The sequence below is a fragment of the Microbacterium resistens genome, from assembly GCF_021172025.1.
GTDB lineage: Bacteria > Actinomycetota > Actinomycetes > Actinomycetales > Microbacteriaceae > Microbacterium > Microbacterium resistens.
The window spans coordinates 965,122-983,857 of record NZ_CP082781.1 but is presented as its reverse complement, the minus strand read 5'-3'; the positions used below and the strand labels follow the sequence as shown (position 1 = coordinate 983,857).

The 18,736-nt window shown below is 71.0% G+C and carries 14 protein-coding genes; 7 read left to right on the top strand and 7 right to left on the bottom strand.

All coding sequences use genetic code 11. The features are described from left to right. Positions 1 to 26 precede the first annotated feature (26 nt). On the top strand, positions 27 to 2,906 hold the full coding sequence (locus K8F61_RS04695; protein WP_174522545.1) for an aconitate hydratase: 2,880 nt from the start codon (positions 27 to 29) through the stop codon (positions 2,904 to 2,906). 80 nt (positions 2,907 to 2,986) lie between these two features. Here the strand turns inward: K8F61_RS04695 and K8F61_RS04690 are convergent, their stop codons facing one another. Next, complete coding sequence (locus K8F61_RS04690) at positions 2,987 to 4,150, bottom strand: citrate/2-methylcitrate synthase (RefSeq protein WP_231820845.1); 1,164 nt, start codon at positions 4,148 to 4,150, stop codon at positions 2,987 to 2,989. A 106-nt stretch (positions 4,151 to 4,256) separates the two neighbouring features. On the opposite strand from K8F61_RS04690, the gene K8F61_RS04685 reads away from it, so the two are divergent. The 3 genes from K8F61_RS04685 (at position 4,257) to K8F61_RS04675 (ending at position 8,278) form a co-directional block, all read left to right on the top strand. Further along, positions 4,257 to 5,555 carry a citrate synthase gene (locus tag K8F61_RS04685; RefSeq protein ID WP_231820844.1) on the top strand — a complete coding sequence of 433 codons (1,299 nt, stop codon included), beginning with the start codon at positions 4,257 to 4,259 and terminating at the stop codon, positions 5,553 to 5,555. Between the two features lie 63 nt (positions 5,556 to 5,618). Next, a complete protein-coding gene (gene dxs / locus K8F61_RS04680) occupies positions 5,619 to 7,562 on the top strand; it encodes a 1-deoxy-D-xylulose-5-phosphate synthase (protein WP_231820843.1) in 1,944 nt (647 codons plus the stop codon). A gap of 44 nt (positions 7,563 to 7,606) precedes the next feature. Continuing rightward, positions 7,607 to 8,278, top strand: a complete 672-nt coding sequence (locus K8F61_RS04675; RefSeq protein ID WP_231820842.1) for a 2-phosphosulfolactate phosphatase — start codon at positions 7,607 to 7,609, stop codon at positions 8,276 to 8,278. An 81-nt stretch (positions 8,279 to 8,359) separates the two neighbouring features. Here the strand turns inward: K8F61_RS04675 and K8F61_RS04670 are convergent, their stop codons facing one another. The 4 genes from K8F61_RS04670 to K8F61_RS04655 form a co-directional block, all read right to left on the bottom strand. Beyond that, positions 8,360 to 10,504 (bottom strand): 3-hydroxyacyl-CoA dehydrogenase NAD-binding domain-containing protein, encoded by a 2,145-nt coding sequence (locus tag K8F61_RS04670; RefSeq protein WP_231820841.1) that lies wholly within the window; start codon positions 10,502 to 10,504, stop codon positions 8,360 to 8,362. 11 nt (positions 10,505 to 10,515) lie between these two features. Beyond that, positions 10,516 to 11,721, bottom strand: a complete 1,206-nt coding sequence (locus K8F61_RS04665) for a thiolase family protein (RefSeq protein ID WP_067250325.1) — start codon at positions 11,719 to 11,721, stop codon at positions 10,516 to 10,518. Between the two features lie 75 nt (positions 11,722 to 11,796). Then, complete coding sequence (locus K8F61_RS04660) at positions 11,797 to 12,993, bottom strand: ribonuclease D (protein WP_231820840.1); 1,197 nt, start codon at positions 12,991 to 12,993, stop codon at positions 11,797 to 11,799. Continuing rightward, the gene (locus K8F61_RS04655; protein WP_231820839.1) at positions 12,986 to 13,567 is read right to left on the bottom strand and encodes a DUF3000 domain-containing protein; all 582 of its coding nucleotides are present in this window, start codon (positions 13,565 to 13,567) and stop codon (positions 12,986 to 12,988) included. Before K8F61_RS04655 ends, K8F61_RS04660 begins: the two co-directional genes overlap by 8 nt. A 25-nt stretch (positions 13,568 to 13,592) precedes the next feature. On the opposite strand from K8F61_RS04655, the gene K8F61_RS04650 reads away from it, so the two are divergent. Beyond that, on the top strand, positions 13,593 to 14,756 hold the full coding sequence (locus tag K8F61_RS04650) for an alpha/beta hydrolase family protein (protein ID WP_231820838.1): 1,164 nt from the start codon (positions 13,593 to 13,595) through the stop codon (positions 14,754 to 14,756). 13 nt (positions 14,757 to 14,769) lie between these two features. Here K8F61_RS04650 and K8F61_RS04645 read toward each other — a convergent pair whose 3' ends face one another. Then, positions 14,770 to 15,219, bottom strand: coding sequence for a SufE family protein (locus tag K8F61_RS04645; RefSeq protein WP_067243111.1), 450 nt, complete (start codon positions 15,217 to 15,219; stop codon positions 14,770 to 14,772). Positions 15,220 to 15,238: 19 nt separating this feature from the next. Beyond that, positions 15,239 to 16,135, bottom strand: coding sequence for a sulfurtransferase (locus K8F61_RS04640; RefSeq protein ID WP_231820837.1), 897 nt, complete (start codon positions 16,133 to 16,135; stop codon positions 15,239 to 15,241). Between the two features lie 130 nt (positions 16,136 to 16,265). Here K8F61_RS04640 and zapE point away from each other — a divergent pair, with 130 nt between their 5' ends. Both zapE and K8F61_RS04630 read left to right on the top strand, forming a co-directional pair. After that, on the top strand, positions 16,266 to 17,330 hold the full coding sequence (gene zapE / locus K8F61_RS04635) for a cell division protein ZapE (protein WP_219085428.1): 1,065 nt from the start codon (positions 16,266 to 16,268) through the stop codon (positions 17,328 to 17,330). Between the two features lie 114 nt (positions 17,331 to 17,444). Then, the gene (locus K8F61_RS04630) at positions 17,445 to 18,680 is read left to right on the top strand and encodes an ammonium transporter (protein WP_067243127.1); all 1,236 of its coding nucleotides are present in this window, start codon (positions 17,445 to 17,447) and stop codon (positions 18,678 to 18,680) included. Positions 18,681 to 18,736 lie beyond the last annotated feature (56 nt).

Sequence of the window (18,736 nt, the reverse complement as noted above, 5' to 3'; positions counted from 1 at the left end):
GCCCTGTCGCCCAGCGGGCGAGCAAGATGGAGTCGCCTGTCGCTCCCATCCGATCAGAAGGAGACGGATTCGTGTCCACGGTGAACAGCTTCGGTGCCCAGAGCACCCTGACGGTCGGCAGCACCGACTACGAGATCTTCCGCATCGACACCGTGCCCGGTTTCGAGAAGCTCCCCTTCAGTCTCAAGGTGCTCCTGGAGAACCTGCTCCGCACCGAGGACGGCGCGAACGTCACCAAGGCGCAGATCGAGGCCCTGGGCAGCTGGGACCCGTCGGCGGAGCCGGACACGGAGATCCAGTTCACGCCGGCCCGCGTGGTCATGCAGGACTTCACCGGCGTCCCCTGCATCGTGGACCTCGCCACCATGCGCGAGGCCGTGACGGCCCTGGGCGGCGACCCGAGCAAGATCAATCCGCTCTCGCCGGCCGAGATGGTGATCGACCACTCCGTGATCGCGGACCTCTTCGGGCGCCCGGACGCGATCGAGCGCAACGTCGAGATCGAGTACGAGCGCAACGGCGAGCGGTACCAATTCCTCCGCTGGGGCCAGACGGCCTTCGACGACTTCAAGGTGGTCCCCCCGGGCACCGGCATCGTGCACCAGGTGAACATCGAGCACCTGGCGAAGGTCATCTACGACCGCTCCGTGAACGGCGTCCTTCGCGCCTACCCCGACACCTGCGTCGGCACCGACTCGCACACGACGATGGTCAACGGCCTGGGCGTCCTCGGCTGGGGCGTCGGCGGCATCGAGGCCGAGGCGGCGATGCTCGGCCAGCCCGTCTCCATGCTCATCCCGCGCGTGGTCGGCTTCAAGCTGACCGGCGAGATCCCGGCGGGCGTCACGGCCACCGACGTCGTCCTCACGATCACCGACATGCTGCGCAAGCACGGCGTCGTTGGCAAGTTCGTCGAGTTCTACGGCGAGGGCGTGGCCTCCGTCCCGCTCGCGAACCGCGCGACCATCGGCAACATGTCGCCGGAGTTCGGCTCGACCGCGGCGATCTTCCCCATCGACGACGTCACGCTCGACTACCTGCGCCTGACCGGCCGCGAGGAGCAGGCGGTCGCGCTCGTCGAGGCGTACGCCAAGGAGCAGAAGCTCTGGCACGACCCCGCCAACGAGCCGCAGTACAGCGAGTACCTGGAGCTGGACCTCGGAACCGTCGTGCCCTCGATCGCCGGCCCGAAGCGCCCGCAGGACCGCATTCTGTTGTCCGAGGCGAAGTCCCAGTTCGAGAAGGACATCGTCAACTACGCCACGCCCTCCACCTCGGAGGACATCGTCGACGCGGACGCGCTGGGCACCTTCCCCGCCTCCGACCCGGGCGCGGTGCCGGGCGATGAGCACACCCACACGGGCGAGGTGCTGATCTCCAGCGGGTCGCCGCACGTGGCGTCCAAGCCGGTGAAGGTGAAGACTCCGGACGGGCAGAAGTACCTGCTGGACAACGGTGCGGTCACGCTCGCGGCGATCACGTCCTGCACGAACACCTCCAACCCGTCGGTGATGATCGCTGCGGGCCTGCTCGCGCGCAAGGCGCTCGAGAAGGGCCTGAAGCAGAAGCCCTGGGTCAAGACCACCCTCGGCCCCGGTTCGAAGGTCGTGACCGACTACTACGAGAAGTCCGGCCTGGACAAGGACCTCGAGGGTCTCGGGTTCTACACCGTCGGCTACGGCTGCACGATCTGCATCGGGAACTCCGGCCCGCTGATCGAGGAGGTGTCCGCGGCGATCAACGAGCACGACCTCGCCGTCACGGCCGTCCTCTCCGGCAACCGCAACTTCGAGGGGCGCATCAGCCCCGACGTCAAGATGAACTACCTGGCCTCGCCGCCGCTGGTGGTCGCCTACGCCCTGGCCGGATCCATGAACTTCGACTTCGAGTCGGACCCGCTGGGTACCGACGCGGACGGGAACGACGTCTTCCTCAAGGACATCTGGCCCGCCCCGGAGGAGGTCCAGGAGATCATCGATTCGTCGATCTCGCGCGACCAGTTCATCAAGCAGTACGCCACCGTCTTCGACGGGGACGAGCGCTGGACGAGCCTTCCCACCCCGACGGGCCCGATCTTCGAGTGGGACGCGGACTCGACCTACGTCCGCAAGGCCCCCTACTTCGACGGCATGGAGCGCACGCCGGCACCGGTCACGGACATCACGGGCGCCCGCGTGCTCGCGACGCTCGGCGACTCGGTGACGACCGACCACATCAGCCCCGCCGGCAACATCAAGGCCGGCACCCCGGCCGCGCAGTACCTCACCGAGCACGGCGTGGCGCAGAAGGACTTCAACTCGTACGGCTCGCGCCGCGGCAACCACGAGGTGATGATCCGGGGCACCTTCGCGAACATCCGCCTGAAGAACGCCCTGGTCAAGGCCGTCAACGACGGACAGCAGATCGAGGGCGGCTTCACCCGCGACTTCACCCAGCCGGGCGGTCCGCAGGCGTACATCTTCGACGCCTCGCAGAACTACCAGGCGCAGGGCACGCCGCTGGTGATCTTCGGCGGCAAGGAGTACGGCTCGGGGTCGTCGCGCGACTGGGCGGCCAAGGGCACGAACCTCCTCGGCGTGAAGGCGGTCATCACCGAGAGCTTCGAGCGCATCCACCGGTCGAACCTCATCGGCATGGGCGTCGTCCCGCTGCAGTTCCCGGCCGGCGAGTCGTGGGAGTCCCTCGGTCTCGACGGCACCGAGATCGTGTCGATCTCGGGCCTGGAGCAGCTCAACGAGGGCGTGACGCCGAAGACCGTCAAGGTCACGGCCGAGCCGAGCGAGTTCTCGCCCGAGGGGAAGCAGACGATCGAGTTCGACGCGGTCGTGCGTATCGACACCCCCGGTGAGGCCGACTACTACCGCAACGGCGGCATCCTCCAGTACGTGCTGCGTTCGCTGGTCTGAGCCGCGAGGAGACAGGGACCCCCGAGAGCCGCGACTCTCGGGGGTCCTTCCGTCTCTCACGGGAACCGTGCAGCGAGCCCTCAGGCGGTCTCGGGTCCGACGTAGCGGGACGACGGCCGCAGGATCTTGCCGTCGCCGGCCTGTTCGACCGCGTGCGCGCCCCAGCCGATGATCCGCGCCGCGGCGAACGTCGGGGTGAACAGCTCACGCGGGATCCGGCAGGCCTCCATGACAACGGCCGCGTACAGCTCGACGTTGGTGCGCAGCGAGCGCCCGGGCTTGAGCTCCTCGAGGACACGGATGACGGTCCGCTCCACGGCCACGGCGAGATCGACCCGGGCGCCGGCCAGCCCGTCGGCGCGCAGCGCGAGCGCGACCTCCCGGAGCAGCCGGGATCTCGGATCCTCGGTGCGGTACACGGCATGCCCGAAACCCATGATCCGCTCGCCGCGGAGGACGCGCTCGCGTACCCACGCGTCGGCGTGGTCCGGGTCCCGCACGTCGTCGAGCATCTCCAGCGCGCGGGCGGGCGCGCCGCCGTGCAGCGGGCCCGAGAGCGCGCCGAGGGCCCCGCCGACGCAGGACGCGAGGTCGGCGCCGGTCGAGGCGATCACGCGCGCCGTGAACGTGGAGGCGTTGAAACCGTGGTCGATCGCCGCCGTGAGGTACGTCGCGAGCGCGCGGGAGAGACGCGGGTCTGGCCGCGCCCCGGTGAGCATGCGGAGATAGTCCGTCACCGGATCCAGCGACGGGTCGGGCGGGACGGGAGCGAGGCCTGCGCCGAGGCGGTGCTGGGCGGCGACGAGCGTGGGGGCGACCGCGGCGATCCGCAGGGCGTCGTCGATCCGGCCGTCCGGATCCTCGTCGTAGAGGGCCGGTCTGCCGTCCGCGGCCGAGACCAGCGCGATGCCGGTCCGCAGCAGCGCCATGGGGTCCAGGCCGCTCCCGGCGAGCGCGGCGAGGCCCTCGGCGGTCTCCGTCGGCAGGGCGCGCAGGGCGCCGATCCGCCGTCGGAACGCGGCCCTGGCCGCGTCGTCGGGCAGCGGCGCGCCGAGGGTGACGAGGTGCCAGGCGTCCTCGAAGCGGGCGTCGGCTGCGAGGTCGGGTCCGGAGACGCCGCGGTAGTGGAAGGTCCCCTCGGCGCCCCGGACGTCACCGATCGCCGTCTCCGCGACCACGACGTTCGTGAGGCCGCGGGGCACCTCGATGGGGCGGTCGTCATCGCGTTCCACGGTCATGGCCATGCGTCGGCTCCTCTGCTCCTTCCCGTCGCCGGACGCGACGGGATCGCTTTCACGATCCGATATGGACGGCGCTATCGTCAATGTTGATCGGATCAATGGGAGCGAGATGGACCGACTCACGGCCGCACAGGCCGCCGCCCGGCTCGGGGTGAGGACCGAGACGCTCTACGCCTATGTCTCGCGCGGGCTCATCTCCCGAGAACGCGACGGCCGTGGATCCTCCTTCGACGTCCTGGAGGTCGAGCGCTTCGCCCGGTCGCGGCGACGCAAGCCCGAGGCCGTCCGCGGTCCGGCACCCGCGGCCGGCTCGGACGGCAGCCCGCTCGGCGTCATCGACACGGACGTCGCACTGATCGACGACGGCGAGCTCTGGTACCGGGGGATCCCGGTGACCGACCTCGTGTTCGGCGAGGGAGACGTCGACGGCGCGAGTCTCGGCCGGTTCGACGCCGTGGTGCGCTGGCTCCTGGAGGGGACGGTGCGACCGGACCCGGACGCCGAGCCGCTGCCGTCGCCCGGGACGGTGTCGTACGCGCGCCGCGCTCTCGACGTGCTTCCCTCCGAGGCGCCGGCGTTCAGCCGCCTGCTCAGCGCCGTCTCCGCGCTGGCGGCCACGGATCCGGAGCGGTTCGATTTCGCGCCGCCGACGGTCGCCCGCGTCGCCGTCCGTCTGATCGGGGGACTGACCGACGCGCTGCCGCTGCTCGGCCCGGCGCCGGCCCCGCACGAGCCGGTCGCCGGCCGTCTCTGGCCCCGCCTGACCGCTGCGGCCGCGGCGCCGGATCGGGTCGCCGTCCTCGACGCCGCGCTCGTCCTGCTGGTGGACCACGACATGGCGGCGTCGACCGTGGCGGCCCGGGCCGCCGCGTCGGCGCGGGCCCATCCGTACGCGGTCGTGGCGGCGGGGCTGGGAGCGCTCGACTCCGCTCTGCACGGGGCGGTGAGCGGCGAGGCGGTCCGGATGCTCCGCGAGGTGGCCGCGGGCGCGGAACCGGCCACGGCCGTCGGAACGGCGGCTCGGCGCGGCGGATCCGGTGTCCCGGGCTTCGGGCAGCCGCTGTATCCCGACGGAGATCCCCGTGCCCGCACCCTCCTGTCGGTCCTGGGCGAGCTATCCGATCCCGCCGTGGTCCGGGCGCGAGAGGCGGCCGAGAGCGTCTCCGGTCTCGTCCGCAGCAGGACCGGCCTGCGACCGTCGATCGATCTCGCACTGGCCACGATGATGCTCGCCTGGGACATGCCCGACGACGCGGGCGAGACCGTCTTCGCGATCGCGCGTTCCGCGGGCTGGTGCGCGCACGCCCTGGACGAGTACGGGCGGACGCCTCTGCGGCTGCGGCCGCGGGGCCGGTACACGGGTCCGGATCCGGCGGATGTCCAGCGGGCGGTGAGCAGGGCTCGGTAGTCTGGGACGATGCGGTGCGCGCCACACAGGCGGCGCCGGACAAGCTCGCAGGAGGCAGGCACGGTGGCGATTCTCCCCGGGATCTCAGGTCCGCGCGATCTCGACGACCTCTCGCCAGGGCAGCTCAAGGAGCTGGCGGCGGAGATCCGCGCCTTCCTCATCGAGAACGTGGCCCGCACGGGCGGGCATCTCGGGCCGAACCTCGGCGTCGTGGAGCTCACGATCGCATTGCACCGCGTGTTCTCCTCGCCGGAGGACCCGATCATCTTCGACACCGGGCACCAGTCCTACGTGCACAAGCTGCTCACCGGGCGCCAGGACTTCTCCGGTCTGCGCTCGCGCGGCGGTCTGGCGGGCTACCCGCAGCGCTCGGAGAGCCAGCACGACGTCGTGGAGTCCTCGCACGCGTCGAGCTCGTTGAGCTGGGCGGACGGCGTCTCCCGCGCGCTCACGGCGACCGGACGTGCCGACCGTCACGTGGTCGCCGTCGTCGGCGACGGCGCCCTGACCGGCGGCATGACCTGGGAGGCCCTCAACAACATCACCGACGACAACGACCGGAATCTCGTCATCGTCGTGAACGACAACGGCCGCTCCTACGCGCCGACCATCGGCGGGATGTCCCGTTACCTCAACCGGGTGCGGACGGCGGGCGCCTATCGCGACCTGCACCGGAAGTCGGACCGGCTGTTCCGGGCCTTCGGACCGTTCGGCCGCGCCCTGTTCCGCGGCGTCCGAGGCGGTACGCACGGGTTCCTGGCGAGATTCGTCAACAACGAGGCGCTGTACTCGAACCTGGACATCAAGTACCTCGGTCCCGTGGACGGGCACGACATCGAGGCGCTCACCGAGACGCTGGAGATGGCGAAGCAGTTCGGCGCACCCGTGATCGTGCACACGATCACGGAGAAGGGGCGCGGCTACCAGCCCGCTCTCGACGACGAGGCGGATCAGTTCCACTCCGTCGGCAAGATCGACCCGAAGACGGGCGGTGCGCTCGGCGGGTCCGGCGGGCGCAGCTGGACCGACGTGTTCTCGGACGCGCTCGTGGACGTCGGCGCCCGCGAGCCGAACGTCATCGCGATGACGGCGGCCATGCTCCGGCCGACGGGGCTTGCCCCGTTCGCGGAGCGCTTCCCCGATCGCGTGTACGACGTGGGCATCGCCGAGCAGCACGCCGTGGCGTCCGCGGCCGGGCTCGCGTACGGGGGCCTGCACCCCGTGGTCGCCGTGTACGCCACGTTCATGGGACGCGCGTTCGATCAGGTGCTGATGGACGTGGGACTGCACCGTGCCGGCGTGACCTTCGTCCTCGACCGTGCCGGCGTGACCGGACCCGACGGTCCCAGCCACCACGGCATCTGGGACCTCGCGATGCTGCAGATCGTCCCGAGCATCCGGATCGCGGCCCCTCGCGACGCCGTGCGCCTGCGGGAAGCGCTCGACGAAGCCGTCCGCGTCGACGACGCGCCCACCGTGATCCGGTTCCCGAAGGGCGCGGCCACCGAGGAGATCCCCGCGATCGAGCGTCGCGCCGACGGCACGGACGTGCTGTTTCGGGGTGAGGCCGAGGACGTCCTGATCGTGGGCATCGGCCCCTTCGCCGCCCTGGGCCTCGACGTGGCGCACCGCTTGCGCGCCCAGGGGATCGGCGCCACGGTGGTGGATCCGCGGTGGGCCATCCCGGTGCAGCCGTCGGTGATCGAGCTGGCCGCTCGACACCGCCTCGTGATCACGCTCGAGGACGGCATCCGCGTGGGCGGCATCGGCACGCGTGTGCGACAGGTGCTGCGGGAGGCGGGAGTGGACACGGCGGTGGACGAGCTCGGCGTGCCGGACGAGTTCATCGATCACGCCTCGCGCGAGCAGATCCTCGAGGCGGCGGGCCTCACGGCGCCGAAGATCGCCCAGGACGTCGTGGCCCAGGTCCTCGGCAAGCGGATCCCTGTGGCCCGTCAGACCGGCGAGACCGGCGCGATCGACCTCCCGCTCCACGAGGCCCGGTGAACCCGCCGATCGGCGCGGTCCGTCGCGCCGCCGAGACGGGACCGATGCGCGATCCCGCCTTCGACCAGGCGATGTACCAGGTGCGCTTCGAATGGGGCGCCGCGGGGCTCGACCGACTTGCACCGGCGGATGTCGTGGTGGTCCTCGACGTGCTGAGGTTCACGACGACCGTGACGGTCCGCGCCGAGCGTTCCGAGACGACGCCGCTGCACAATGCCCCCTCGATCAACGGCGCCCCGGTGGCGGCCGCTGCGGCGACCGTTCCGGGCGCTGTCGTCCTCGCCGGGAGCCTCCGAAACGCCGACGCCGTCGCGGAGGAGATCCTGCGCGAACAGGTGCGGCGGGACCGGCGAACGAGCGTCGCCGTGATCGCCGCAGGCGAGGCGATCGCGCCGGGCGACCCGCGTCTCCGCTTCGCCGTGGAGGACCAGCTGGGCGCGGGCGCGATCATCGACGCGCTGATCCGACGCGGGATCGACCATGTGTCGCCCGAGGCGATGCTCACCGCGGAGTCGTTCCGAAGCCTGCGCGGGGCGTTGCGGCACCTCGTGAGCGCGAGCGGCTCGGCTCGCCACCTCCGTGCGCGGCCCGAGCAGTACCCGGACGCCGAGACGGACATCCGTCTGGCCGCCGAGCTCGACGCGAGCACGGTCGTGGCGGAGCTCCGCGGCGGCGTGTTCACCGCGCGGGCGCTTCGGGACACGCCGCAGCGCTGATGAGGGGCAGGCCGGCGCCGTGCACGGGGCACGCGGAAGGGCCGCCTCCGAGGAGACGGCCCTTCCGCGTCACGGCGCGGGTCAGCGGCTCGCGATGCCGCGGATCGGGGGTGTGTGGAAGGTCCCGCCGAACGCGCGCTCCGAGGCGCCCTCGCGGTCGAGGTACGGCGATGCGCCGCCGTCGATGAACGGCCACCCGGCGCCGAGGATGAGGCACAGGTCGATGTCCTCCACCTCGGGGACGACGCCCTCGTCCAGCATGAGACGGATCTCCTGGGCGAGGCCGTCCTGGACGCGGCGCAGGATCTCCTCCGCGGAGGCCGGGGACGACCCGGCCGCCTCCTTCACGACCTTCTCCGCCGCCTTCGTGAAGCCGGTCACGCGGCCGCCCTTGTCCTTCTCGACGACCTCGGGCAGTTCGGCGAGCGCGTGGAAGTTGTCGTTCGCGTAGAAGCGCACCGGGAAGGCGCGGACCATCGTGTCCTGCACGTGCGCCGCGACCTTCCAGCCGACGAGGTCGATGAGCTGGAACGGACCCATCGGAAGCCCCAGCGGGGCGAACGCCTTCTCGACCTCCGCCACCGGCGTGCCCTCGTAGACGGCGCGCGCGGCCTCGCCCATCACCTTGGCCAGCAGGCGGTTGACCACGAAGCCGGGGGCGTCGGCGGTGAGGACCGCGTTCTTGCCCAGGCCCTTGGCGACGACGAAGGCGGTCGACAGCGCCGCGTCCGTGGTGTGCGGGGTCTTCACGATCTCGATCAGCGGCATCACCGCGACCGGGTTGAAGAAGTGGAACCCGACCAGGCGCTCCGGGTGGGCGAGCTTCGCGCCGATCTCCTCGACGGAGAGCGACGAGGTGTTGGTCGCGAGGATGGCGTCCTCGGCGACGATCCGCTCGATCTCGCCGAACACCTGCTGCTTGACGCCGACCTCCTCGAAGACCGCCTCGATGACGAAGTCGCAGTCCGCGTAGAGGCTCTTGTCCGTGGTGCCGGTGACCAGCCCACGCAGCTTGTTCGCCGTGTCGGCGTCGAGGCGCCCCTTGGCCTCGAGCTTCCCGATCTCCTCGTGGATGTAGGCGACGCCCTTGTCGACGCGGGCCTGATCCAGGTCGGTGATGAGCACGGGCACCTGGAGCCGGCGCACGAACAGCAGGGCGAACTGGCTCGCCATGAGCCCGGCGCCGATGATGCCGACCTTCGTGACCTTCTTCGCGAGCTCCTTGTCGGGCGCGCCGACCGGTCGCTTCGCCCGCTTCTGGACGAGGTCGAACGCGTACATCGACGCGGCGAACTGGTCGCCGGTCACGAGATCGGCAAGCGCCTCGTCCTCACGGGCGAAGCCTTCTTCCCTCGTGCCGCTCTTGGCCTTGTCGAGCAGGTCGAGGGCCACGTACGGGGACTTCGGCACGGTGCCGATCTTGGACTCGAGCATGCCGCGCGCCATCTTGATGGCGATCGGCCACTTGGTGAGGCGCTCGATCTTGCCCGGTTCGTTCTTGCGTTCGACCTTCTTGCCGCCGAGGACGGCGTCCGCCCAGCGGAGCGAGTCCTCGAGGTAGTTCGCGGCCGGGAAGATGGCGTCGAAGATGCCCAGCTCGAACGCCTGCTGCGGCTTCAGCATGCGGTTCTGCTTGAGCGGATTGGAGATGACGACCTCGAGCGCGTTCTCGATGCCGATGAGGTTCGGCAGGAGGTAGGCGCCGCCCCAGCCGGGGATGATCCCGAGGAAGACCTCGGGCAGCGCCAGCGCCGCGGCGGAGGCGTCCACCGTGCGGTAGGTGGAGTTGAGCGCGATCTCCATGCCGCCGCCCAGCGCGAGCCCGTTGACGAAGGCGAGCGACGGCACGCCCAGCTCCGACAGCGAGCCGAGAACCTTGTGGCCGAGCTGCGCGATGAGCCGGGCGTTGTCGCGCGAGCCGACCCGACTGATGTCGGACAGGTCGGCGCCGGCGGCGAGGATGTACTGCTTGCCGGTGATGCCGACCGCCTGGATCTCGCCGGCGGCCGCCCGGGCCTTGAGCCCGGCGAGCGTCTCGCCGAGTTCAGTCAGGGTCGCGGGGCCCAGCGTGTTCGGGCGGGTGTGGTCGCGGCCGTTGTCCAGGGTGATCAGCGCGAGCACCTTGCCGGAGGGGAGGCGGACGTCGCGCACAGGGGAGTGCGTGACCACCTCGCCCTCGGTGAGAGCCTGGATGGGGGAGAAGTCGATGGCGTCGTAGTTCGTCATTCCTGCATCCCTCACTTGCGCTTCTTGCCGTCGTAGAACGGGTTCTCCCAGATGACCGAACCGCCCTGGCCGAGGCCCACGCACATGGCGGTGAGGCCGTAGCGGACGTCCGGACGCTCGGCGAACTGCGCGGCGAGCTGGATCATCAGACGCACGCCCGAGGCCGCGAGCGGGTGACCCAGCGCGATCGCGCCGCCCCACGGGTTGACGCGGGGGTCGTCGTCGGCGATGCCGAAGTGGTCCAGCAGCGAGATGACCTGGATCGCGAACGCCTCGTTGAGCTCGAACAGCCCGATGTCGTCGATCGTGAGACCGGCCTTCTTCAGCGCCTTCTCGGTCGACGGGATGGGACCGATGCCCATGATCTCCGGCTGCACGCCGGCGAACGCGAACGAGACCATCCGCATCTTCGGCGAGAGGCCGAACTCCTTCACCGCGCCGCCGCCGGCGAGCAGCGACATCGTCGCACCGTCCGTGAGCGGGGAGGAGGTGCCGGCGGTGACGCGTCCGTGCGGGCGGAACGGCGTCTTGAGACCGGCGAGGTCCTCCATGGTCGTCTGCGGGCGGCGGCCCTCGTCCTCGGTCGCGAGGCCCCAGGCGCCGTCGGCGCCCTTGACGGCCACGGGCACGAGGTCCGGCTGGATCTTGCCCGCGTCGTAGGCGGCCTGCACCTTGTGCTGGCTGAGCATGCCGAAGCGGTCCGAGCGCTCCTTGGTGAGGTGCGGGAATCGGTCGAAGATCCGCTCCGCCGTCACCCCCATGTTGAGCGCGCCCGGGTCCACCATCTTCTCCGCGACGAAGCGCGGGTTGGGGTCGGCGTTGCTGCCGATGGGATGACGCCCCATGTGCTCGACGCCGCCGGCGATCGCCAGGTCGTACATGCCGACGCCGATCGAGGCGCCCATGGTGGTGACGCTCGTCATGGCCCCGGCGCACATGCGCTCGACCGCGAGACCGGGCACGGTCTGCGGAAGGCCTGCCAGGATCGCGACGGAGCGTCCGAGGGTGAGGCCCTGGTCTCCGGTCTGGGACGTGGCGGCGATCGCCACGTCGTCGATGCGGTCCAGCGGGACCCCGCCGTTGCGCTCCATCAGCCCGATCGTCGCCTTGACCGCCAGGTCGTCCGCGCGGGTGTTCCAGTACATGCCTTTCTCGCCGGCGCGCCCGAAGGGGGTGCGCACTCCATCGACGAAGAAGACGTCCGAGATCTCGGCCACTCTGCCTCCAGTTATCAGGGTTGTCCCCAGCCTAGGAGGGTCGGTGGCGCCCCGAGGGAATCGGTTGGATCGAACCTACGAAGCCGCGTCGGGACGGTCTTCACCGGTTTGCGTGGCATCCACAAACGCGAGTGCGATCCGCTGTGCGGTCTCCTCAACCTGCCAGGGGCGCGCCCCGAGCTCCGCGAGCGCCTCGCCGATCGTCGCCTCATCGATCACGCTCGGCGGCTCCCAGGCGACGCGGCGGAGCGAGTCCGGCGTGAGGAGGTTCTCCGTGGGCATGCGCAGTTCCTCCGCGCGCGCTTCGACCACGGGGCGCGCGGCCTTCAGCCGGGCGTCGGCCTCGGGGTTCCGATCGGCCCAGGCGCGCGGCGGCGGCGGGGCGTCGCTGGGCACACGCTCGCGGGGCAGCAGCTCGCTCGTCCGGCCGCGCTCGACCGCCGCCCACCAGCGGTCGAGCTGGGTGCGGCTGGCACGCCCGGTGAAGGCCGAGACGCCGGCGAGGGCGCTCTTGGAGGCCGGGGCGGCCAGGACGGCGGCGACGAGCGCGCGGTCGGGCACGAGGCGACCGGGCGCCACATCCTGTTCCCGCGCGTAGTCCTCCCTGGCCTGCCACAGCTCGCGCGCGACAGCGAGGTTGCGGGCGCCGCGGACCTGATGCAGACCGCTGAGCCGCCGCCACGGCTCCTCGCGCGGGGGCTTGGGGAGCCGGGTCCGGGTCGCTTCGAACTCCTGGCGGGCGTACTCGGTCTTGTGCTGCTCCTCGAGTTCGGCGACGAGCGTGTCGCGGACGTCCACGAGATGGAGCACGTCCAGCGCGGCGTACTCGAGCCAGGACTCCGGCAGCGGCCGGGTCGACCAGTCGGCCGCGGAATGCTCCTTCGCGAGCGTGATGCCGAGGGCGTGCTCGACCTCCGCGGCGAGTCCCACGCGTTCGTGGCCCAGGAGCCTCCCGGCGAGTTCGGTGTCGAACAGACGGGCCGGCAGCAGGCCGAGCTCCCGGAGGGAGGGCAGGTCCTGACTCGCGGCGTGCAGCACCCACTCCTCGTCCGCGAGGGCCTCCTGGAGCGGGGCGAAGTCGGGGATGGCGATCGGGTCGAAGAGGAAGACCCCCGCGTCCCGACGGAACACCTGCACGAGGTAGGCGCGCTGCGAATAGCGGAAACCGGACGCCCGCTCGACGTCGACGGCGGCCGGGCCGCTGCCGGCGGCGAGACGGCGGCAGGCCTCGGCGAAGTCGACGGGGGTGTCGATGACGACGAACTCAGTCACGAAGGGTTCTCCTGGCGCCGAACACGGCGATGTTCTCCGAGCCCGGCGGCAGTCCCGCGAGCATTCCGACCAGCTCCGCCCAGGCCTCCGCATGCGGGGTCAGCGCCCCGTCCGGCGACCACGACGCCCGCAGCTCGATCTGCGCGCCGTCCCCCTCCGCGGCGAGTCCGCCGAACCCCTTCGACAGCGTCTTGGTCGAGGTCCCCGACGCGGAGTGATACTCGGCGCCCCGGGAGTCGAGGGCGTCGATCAGCCAGGACCACGCGACGTCCGACAACAGGGGATCGGTGCCGATCTCGGGCTCCAGCGGCGCCTGCGCGAACGAGACGATCCGCCATGGTCCGCCCCAGGCGTCCGGCTCGGCGGGGTCGTGCAGCAGGACGAACCGCCCGCTGCCGTAGATGGAGTCGCCGTCGTCGTCGGGCCGCACATCGGCGGCGAGCGCCAGCGAGGACGGGGCGAGCCCGGCCGGGGCCGGGATCTCGCGGACGATGATGTCCGAGCGGAAGCGGATCGCGCGCACCTCCGTCGCCGCACGCGCGAAGGCGTCGTCGGATCCGGGGTGAGCGTCCACGCGGACAGACTAGAGTCAGGAGGCGATGAAGAGTCTCAGGCACGCCGCGACGATCGGGCTCCTGGCGGCTGCGGGAGCCGTCGCCGTCGGCGGCGCGATCGGCGGCGCACTCGTGCTCCGGATCGCGCGGAAGGTGGTCACCCCGTCGATCCGGGCGCTCGACACCGAGATCCTGTCCGTCGACACCGGCGCGCAGACGATCGAGCTGGCCCGGACCCCCGATACGGAGCTCCCTGGCCGGTACGGCCTCTACGTCGGCGGGACACCCGGTTACGTGAAGCTCGGCGCCGTTCTCGCCGCCGACGGCCACAGCGTCCGCAGGAAGCTGCTCACGCAGATCGAGCCGGGGGCGCAGCTCGATCGCGGCGCCGCGTTCAGCGGGATCTACTACACCGGCCCCGGCGAACTGCATCTCCCGTACGAGTCCGTCCTCATCGGGACGCCCGCCGGTCCGTGTCCGGCCTGGTACTTCCCCGGGTCCTCGACGACCTGGGTCATCCAGGTCCACGGGCGCGGGGCCACCCGGGCCGAGTGCCTGCGGGCGGTGCCGGTGCTCCATGCCGCGGGCCTGCCCGTCCTCGTGACCTCCTACCGGAACGACGGCGAGGCGCCGCGCACCCGGGGCGGTGCCTACGCCCTGGGCGCCGCGGAGTGGCGGGACGTGGACGCGGCGATCGGTCACGCCCTGCGGCACGGCGCGGAGCGCATCGTCCTCATGGGGTGGTCGATGGGCGGCGCGATCGCCCTGCAGACCGTGACCTCGTCGGCGCACCGCGACGCGATCGCCGGTCTGATCCTGGAGTCGCCCGTCGTGGACTGGCGGACCGTGCTGCGCTTTCAGGCGAAGGGGATGGGGCTGCCGGATCCGCTGCCCCGGCTGGCGATGGACGCGCTGTCGCGCGAGTGGAGCGCCCGGCTGAGCGGAGCGGAGCAGGCGATCCCCTTCGACGACCTCGACATGGTCGCCCGGGCCGGCGAGCTCTCGGTGCCGATGCTCGTGCTGCACAGCGACGACGACGGGTTCGTGCCCGCGGACGCCTCGCACGCCCTGGCCGCCGCGCGCCCGGATCTCGTCACGATGCCGGCGTTCACCGGGGCGCGGCACGCGAAACTGTGGAACTACGACCAGAACCGCTGGTCGGAAGCGATCACCTCGTGGCTGGCCGAGCAGGGTCTCGCCGAGGCGTGACCGCCCCTGTGCCTCAGCGCGCGGCGGGGCTGATCCCGGTGCGCTCCCGGATCTGTCGCTTGGCGCGCATCAGCATGCCGGTCATCCCCGCGATCCGCAGCGGCGAGACGGCGCGCGTCAGCCCGATCGACTGCGGGTAGTCGTCGGGGATCGCCAACGCCTCCTCGGGGCTGAGACCCGTGAGCCCCTGGACCAGGATGCTCGCGAAGCCGCGCGTGGTCGGCGCCTCGGCGGGCGCCGTCGCGTGCATCGCGACGGCGCCGTCCTCGACCGCGACGTAGATGTACACCGGCGACTGGCACTCGGCGACGCGTTCGCACATCTCCGGGTGATCCGCCACTTCCGCGGGGACGTCGGGAAGCTCGCCGGAGAACTCGAGGAGCAGTTGAAGCCGCTCGGACTCGGGCAGCTCGAGGAACTCGTCGCGGATCTCGGCGAGGGCGTTCGGAAGCGTGGCGGTCATCCCCGCCATTCTCCCACGCTCACACGGTGCCGGGCTCGGAGCCCGTCACGATCGGGACGCGCACGGCGCTGCCCCACTCGGTCCACGAGCCGTCGTAGTTGCGGACGTCGTCGAACCCGAGAAGATGCTTGAGGACGAACCAGGTGTGACTGGAGCGCTCACCGATGCGGCAGTACGCGATGATCGCGTCTCCGTCCGACAGGCCGGCGCCGTCGCGGTAGATCGCCTCGAGCTCGGCTCGAGGGCGGAAGCCGCCGTCCTCCGCCACCGCCTTCGCCCACGGCACGCTCTGCGCCGTGGGGATGTGGCCGGCGCGCAGCGCGCCCTCCTCGGGGTATGCGGGTGCCGAGGTGCGCTCACCGCTGTACTCCTCGGGGGAACGCACGTCGATGAGCGGTCCCTTCCCGAGGAACGCCTTGACGTCGTCCTTGTAGGCGCGAAGGACGGTGTCGTCCCGCTCCACCACCGGGTAGTCGGTGCGGTCCCGGTCCGGGGCGTCGGTGGTGAGCTCGCGCCCCTCCGCGATCCAGCGGTCCCGGCCTCCGTCCAGCAGCCGCACGTCCTCGTGACCGAACAGGGAGAAGACCCAGAGGGCGTAGGCGGCCCACCAGTTGTTCTTGTCGCCGTAGATGACCACGGTGTCGTCGCGCGCGATGCCCTTGCGGCTGAGCAGGTCGGCGAAGCCCTGTCCGTCCACGTAGTCGCGGACCACCGGGTCGTTCAGCTCGGTGTGCCAGTCGACCTTGACGGCGCCGGGGATGTGCCCGGTCTCGTAGAGCAGCACGTCCTCGTCGGACTCGACGACGACGAGTCCCTCTTCGCCGAGATGCGCGGCCAGCCATTCGGTCGTCAGGAGTCGTCCGGGTTCGGCGTACTCTGCGAACTTGGCGGATGAGGTGTCGATCTCGACGGTCACGGCGGGCTCCTCGATGTGGTGCGCGGGCGGGTTCGGTGCGGGGACGGCGTAGTGTGGATCCGTCTCTCCGACCCTAGAGCGCCGCGCGGCGCGACGGGGTCGTTCCGTAAGACTTCGACACAGGATTCGCATGACCGAACAGACGGCCCGACCCGGCATCGTCCACCTCACCGACCGTCAGCCGCAGGTCACCGGGACCGAGATGCTCGCGAGCCTCGTCCCGCCGCCCCAGTTCGACGAGGCCACCTTCGACAGCTACCGGTCCGACCCCGCCTATCCCTCGCAGGAGGACGCGAAGCAGACGCTGATGCGCTTCGCGGGCGGGAGCGCCCCGGTCAAGCGGGCGGGGCTGTTCCGCCGGGCGCCCAAGGAGCCGGAGACGAAGCCCGGGGTCTACCTGGACGGCGGCTTCGGCGTCGGCAAGACCCACCTGCTGGCCTCGATCTACCACGCGATGCCCGCACGCCGGAAGTACTTCGGGTCCTTCATCGAGTACACCGCGCTCGTCGGCGCCCTCGGCTACAAGAACACCGTCGACCTCCTGCGCGGAGCCGACCTGCTGTGCATCGACGAGTTCGAGCTCGACGATCCCGGCGACACCATGGTGATGACCCGGCTCCTCGGGGAACTGGTCGGTTCCGGGACCCGTCTCGCCGCCACCTCCAACACACCGCCGAACGCGCTGGGGGAGGGGCGGTTCGCCGCACAGGACTTCCTGCGCGAGATCCACCAGATGGCCGACAGCTTCGAGACCATCCGGATCGACGGCGTGGACTTCCGTCAGCGGGCGCTGGACGGGCATGCGGTGGTGCTCGACGACGCGGAGTACAGCGCGGAGCTCGCGCGGCTCGCGGAGACGGCCTGCGTGTCCGACGACGCCTTCGACGACGTGATCCGGCACCTCGCGCGCGTGCACCCGTCGCGGTACATCCGCCTCGTGGAGGGGGTCGGCGTGCTGGGTCTGCGCGCCGTGCACCAGCTCACGGACCAGTCCGAGGCGCTGCGGTTCGTCGCGTTCGTCGACCGCGCCTACGACGCGCAGATCCCCATCGCGGCCACGGGGGTGTCCCTGGACGAGGTGTTCTCCCCGGAGATGCTCGCCGGGGGCTACCGCAAGAAGTACCTGCGCGCCATCTCCCGTCTCAACGCCCTCACGCACGCCGAGCGCACGCCTGCCGGCCCGCTCGCCGCGTAACACGCTGTTCACACCGGAGCCGCTCCTGTAACCCGCGCGCAACACCGCGCGTCCTCGGCGGAAACGCGACCTCGCCACACTGGGGTCACTCTTTCCGAAATGCGAGGTATGGACATGGATGCACCGGGGAACATCGCCTGGGGCGTGACCGCGACGGCACTCGTGCTGCTGATGACGCCCGGCGTGGCGTTCTTCTACGGCGGTCTGGTGAAGGCCAAGAGCGTCGTCAGCATGATGATGATGAGCTTCGGGTCGATCGGCCTGGTGGCCGTCCTCTGGATCCTCTACGGATCCTCGATGAGCGCCGTGTCGGATCCCGGTGCGTTCGCCGGCAACCCGTTCGCCGACTTCGGGCTCGCGTCGATCGCGGCGTCGCCTGAGGCCAACGTCTCCCTCCTCACGGTCGCGTACGGCGCCACGTTCGCGATCATCACGGTCGCCCTGATCTCGGGCGCCATCGCGGACAGGGCCAAGTTCGGTCCGTGGCTGATCTTCGTCGGCGTGTTCGCGACGCTGGGGTACTTCCCGATCGCCGCATGGGTCTGGGGCGGCGGCTGGATCATGAACCTCGGGACGACCCTGTTCGGGGAGGACAGCGGGATCGCCGTGATCGACTACGCCGGCGGCACGGCGGTGCACATCAACGCCGGCGCCGCGGCGCTGGCGCTCTCCATCGTCCTCGGCAAGCGCATCGGGTTCCAGAAGGGGATCCAGAAGCCGCACAACGTCCCGCTGACGCTCCTGGGGGCGGCGCTGCTGTGGTTCGGGTGGTTCGGGTTCAACGCCGGCGCCGAATGGGTGTCCGAGGACATGGGCAAGGTCGGCCTGATCGCGATCAACACGCTGGGCGCGACGGCCGCGGCGATCCTCGGGTGGATCCTCGTGGAGAAGATCAAGGACGGCAAGCCCACGTCGGTGGGCGCGGTGTCCGGCGCCGTCGCGGGCCTCGTGGCGATCACCCCCGCCTGCGCGAACCTGGACCCGGGATGGGCGCTGCTCCTCGGCGCGCTGGCCGGCGTCGCGTGCGCGCTGGCGGTGGAGCTGAAGTTCCGCCTCGGCTACGACGACTCCCTGGACGTCGTGGGCATCCACCTCATCGGCGGTCTGCTCGGCACGATCTATCTCGGCTTCTTCGCGACCGGGCAGGGGCTGTTCACCGGCGGCGACCTGCGGCTCCTGGCCGTGCAGGTCATCGCCTCCGGCGGAGTGCTGGTCTACTCCTTCGTCGTCGCGCTGGCGATCGGCTTCGCGATCGAGAAGACGATCGGGTTCCGGGTCACCGGCGAGGACGAGATCGCGGGGGTCGACCTGGTCGTCCACGGCGAGGAGGGCTACGCGCTCACCTCGTGAGCAGCCTGCTCCGCCCGCGGTTGAGCGGCCGGCGGGCGGAGCGCGGATAGGGTGTC